At 37.0% G+C, this 4,184-nt stretch carries 3 protein-coding genes; 1 reads left to right on the top strand and 2 read right to left on the bottom strand.

What is annotated here, in order from left to right:
* Window positions 1-304 precede the first annotated feature (304 nt).
* Both AC1DSB_RS15305 and AC1DSB_RS15310 read right to left on the bottom strand, forming a co-directional pair.
* Entirely contained in the window at window positions 305-1,864 is a 1,560-nt protein-coding gene (locus AC1DSB_RS15305) for a glycine betaine uptake BCCT transporter (protein ID WP_477531562.1), read from the bottom strand.
* A gap of 74 nt (window positions 1,865-1,938) precedes the next feature.
* Window positions 1,939-2,595, bottom strand: a complete 657-nt coding sequence (locus tag AC1DSB_RS15310; protein ID WP_477531563.1) for a hypothetical protein — start codon at window positions 2,593-2,595, stop codon at window positions 1,939-1,941.
* 299 nt (window positions 2,596-2,894) lie between these two features.
* Between AC1DSB_RS15310 and AC1DSB_RS15315 the strand changes: the two genes are divergently transcribed.
* Window positions 2,895-3,653 (top strand): DUF6710 family protein, encoded by a 759-nt coding sequence (locus tag AC1DSB_RS15315; protein WP_477531564.1) that lies wholly within the window; start codon window positions 2,895-2,897, stop codon window positions 3,651-3,653.
* The last annotated feature ends 531 nt before the right edge of the window (window positions 3,654-4,184 follow it).

Genomic DNA, 4,184 nt, shown 5'->3' on the forward strand with positions numbered 1-4,184 from the left:
CTTATGCACCTTAGCTTATGCAATATCCCATTCCTCCTTCATTTAATACACCTTTCCTTGGTATACGAATCAGCAACTAAAAAGTTTCAGTATTCTGATAAATATTCCTGTTTATGGAAAGGGTGGACTTAGCCACTTTAGATCGCAACAAAAGAAGGACCGGTAAGCAAAAGCTAATGGAATTCGGCTTTACAAATTTCTGACTATCTAGTTTACACGGAACATTCGCAGACTTGAACGTTGAGCAAAATAGTAATATGAACACAAAAAACTGGAGCCCCCAAAAGGCTCCAGTTTTATCGATTCAAATATTTTTAAAGGAAGATGGCGTCGTTTTCCTTACCACTGTTCTATGACTTTTACTTCTTGGTTGTATGTCCAATTCACTTTGCAGTCCTTTCAGCAAGGAGTAGCACATGAAGATCATAATGATCGCAAATGGAAATGCCGCTGCAATAGATGCAGTTTGCAATACTTCTAATCCACCCGATATTAGCAGGACAGCTGCCACTGCGGATTGAATGATGCCCCATGTCATTTTGATTTTATTGGAAGGATTTAATGTTCCACCTTCACTCAGCATACCTAATACAAATGTAGATGTATCTGCAACGGTTACGTAATAAATGGCAACTAGAGCAAATCCCATGATGCTTAATACGGAACTTAACGGAAGATGATCAAAGAATGTGAAAATTGCCAGAGACACATTGTCCTTTATATAAGTGGCCAGTTCATGGTTTCCTGAGTCGACTACCATATCAAGAGCGGAACCGCCAAAGATAGACATCCAAATACATGTACCAAGGGTCGGAACGATTAACACGCCTATGACAAACTCTTTTACCGTTCTCCCCCTCGATATTCTAGCGATGAACATCCCGACAAATGGTGCCCATGCAATCCACCAAGCCCAATAAAATAATGTCCAGGATGCAATCCATTCGCCTTCACCAAATGGTCTCATCCTTAAACTCATTTGGACAAAATCATTGATATAGAGCCCAGTAGTATTGAAGAATACTTTAATGATGGTCAGGGTTGGACCGACAATAAGAATTAATAATAAAATGGCAAACGATATAATCATTGCCGCATTGGATAAGTATTGAATGCCCTTCTCCAAGCCAGTGTTGATTGAAATGAGGAAAATAACTGTAGCCACGACAATGACAATCAGCTGAACAGGTAACGTATTCGGAGCACCGAATATGGAATGCATCCCTGCAGTAACTTGCAAGGCTCCAAGGCCAAGAGATGTTGCAATGCCAAAGACAGTTGCAAATACCGAAAGAATATCAATTGTTTTCCCAATGGGTCCATAGATTTTATCTTTCAGAATCGGATAGAAAACAGAACTAATGGCTGCAGGCAGTTTTTTGTTGTATTGGCAAAGAGCAAGAGCCAGTCCAATAACCGTGTAAATCGCCCATGGATGCAGACCCCAATGGAAAAAGGTATATTTCATGGCAGTATTGGCTGCATCAATAGTATAGCCTTCTCCGTATGGAGGGGTCGTATAATGGGTGACAGGCTCGGCGACACTCCAGTAAACAATCCCTATTCCCATCCCAGCTCCAAACAACATAGCTAGCCAGGAGGCGGTATTGAAATCAGGCCGGTCTGTCGTTTTCCCTAACCGAATATGGCCATATTTAGAAAACAACAAATAGATGGAAAAAATCACAAAGAAAAGGGTAGCGCCGATATAAACCCATCCAAGATAATCAATCGATGCATTATAAATGGTATCGGTCACTTTCGTAAGAAGATCTGTGAAAAAGATCCCCCATGCAATAAAGATTAAGGTCAGTAACAGTGAGATGATAAATACACTGTTTTCTTTTAGCTTGTTAACGTTCATGGAAACCTCCAACAGAAATAAAATGTGAAATTAAAAAGGCAGATAAGTCCGATTGTGAAGATGAAATATAGAAATCATTGATCAAGAAGGTTATATAGAAATTCCCATTTTTCAGTGTTCATCAACTCTTCAAGTGCCAACTCTAAATTGCCACCGAGAAATACAGAATTGCCTTGGATGGCAATAACCATTGCTTCGATTGATTCATCTTTATCATTGCTTCTATACACATCGCCTATAGAAGGTAGCATATCAGCATTAAAGTTTGACAGGTCATTCAAGTTACTATCATCAATATTTTGAAGGTCTCGGTATTCAATCGGGTTGCTGTGTTCATGGCGGCCCGGAACCATCAAAAGATACTCATTATGCTTAACCCCGTTAGACTTGCTTGTAACAACCCCTTTAGATTCAGCGGATGCCACTACCTCAATTTCATTTAAAGAATAATGATCCAAGTAATCAGGGTTGGGGTGTGTAATTAAGATGTAATCTCCTTCTTCAGCTTTTCGATCCTTGCTGAGGGTATAGATGTTTTTATTGAAAATAAAGCTATCCAGCTCCTTTGGCTGGTACTTATCGATTTCCGCCGCACTGCTTAAATGCTGTGATAAATCCCTCAATTTCATAAGATGGACAGATTTTCTATACATAGGTTTTACCGAATAAACCTTGTGCAATTCATTTTGAAAATATACAATTTGCCCTTTTCTAACCTGATACAGTTTCACAGAAACCTCACCCTCCAAATAATTACGCATTTTATTTCTAGTTTTTTTATAGACCCTATGATTATTTAAGGATACTAAATGTCCATATTAAGTATCCCCTAACCAATTAAACTTAAACATAAACATTGATTTACAGAAAAATTCGACTGTTAGATAATAGAGGGAATTCTAGAGAGGGAATATTTCCAAACAGTAAAATTCCATGTAATGCTAATTGGCTAAAGGATGTACAGAAAAGACTAAGAATTTATAGCCAGCAATCTTCATATGTTTAATTTACATATGAAGGAGGCTTTAAAATGTTCGAATATAGAAATAGGCATTCTAAAGGCTTCATGCATCACAATGATGAATTCCATACATCATCAATTAATTTAGAGATTAAAAACAACTTTGATATGATTATGGAATTTACTCAATCAGTTTTGAAAGAGGTAAAGGATTTTAATAATGGAATACATGAAGAGTATAATCATCCATTGATCGATGTTATTAGATTAATTGGAAAGCAACTGCAATCTATCTATTTATCGAATCTTTTATATGTAATAGATGAATCCGATTTACCGAGTTTATATCCAAAAGAAGTGCTATTTGATCCAATAACCAGGATTTCTTTGGATGGTACAACGTTTACAGATGTAATGAGAGAACTAAAAACGGATAGGGTCATTTCTTTAGATCGGGATTTAGTACTACCATGGTCTTGGAAAAAATCTAGGTTGGTCACTTGTATTGCTCTGATTGGGGAAGGAAGAAGAATGGGGCAGTGGCGTCAAGATCACAATAATCATTATGTGGATTTGTGGTTACCAATGGGGGTAGCATTTGTTTATGGAGGAAATCATTCAATATCAGCTGGTATCATACAAGGCAAAGGAGAAATAATTCCTAGGTATGTTTATGACATTAGTGATGTGTATGATTATGTGTATTGTGATGGCTTCCACTATTATCGAATCGAAGATGGGTCCATCATTTCTAAAGTTATAAATGCTGAATTTGCAGCGATTTTTGAAATAGGCCGAATGATGAGGGAAATGTCCATAAGTTATTAGCAGCCGAAATTGCATGTTCGGCTGCCTTATTTTTGAGTGTGTCRTCATGTGGGTATTTCACATACCAAAACAATCTTTTTGAAGATATTATTTCAAGGTATTTTAGTATCTGGCTGTCCAATCAGGACAGCCTTTTATAATGGGAAATAACTGCTTTGGTTAAGGAAATATTTTTAAGGCTACATTTACAATAAGTTTTGGCATAAACAAGAAAACGCTGTAAACATTAAAATCACCAGCGTTTTCTAATAGATGGGTGATTATTTATTGGGCAATAGTTGGAAAATGAGTTAAATGTAGTAATATATAAGAATAACAAAGATTTGTCGAAATTTAAGCAAAGTGAAAATAAGTAAAGGGTGCCCGCGTAATGACTACGAATAACAGAGAAGTTGGGGAACAGGGTTAAGGGGGAAGTATTTTGGAGCTGAAAATATGGGAGATTGATTTTGATGTGATTGGTCCTGTATCAATTGAGAGAGATATACGTTTTAAACAAGAAAAAGGATTTGATCACCATCAATTCTATAG

It is taken from the genome of Paenisporosarcina sp. P4_E4_2, assembly GCF_056401595.1.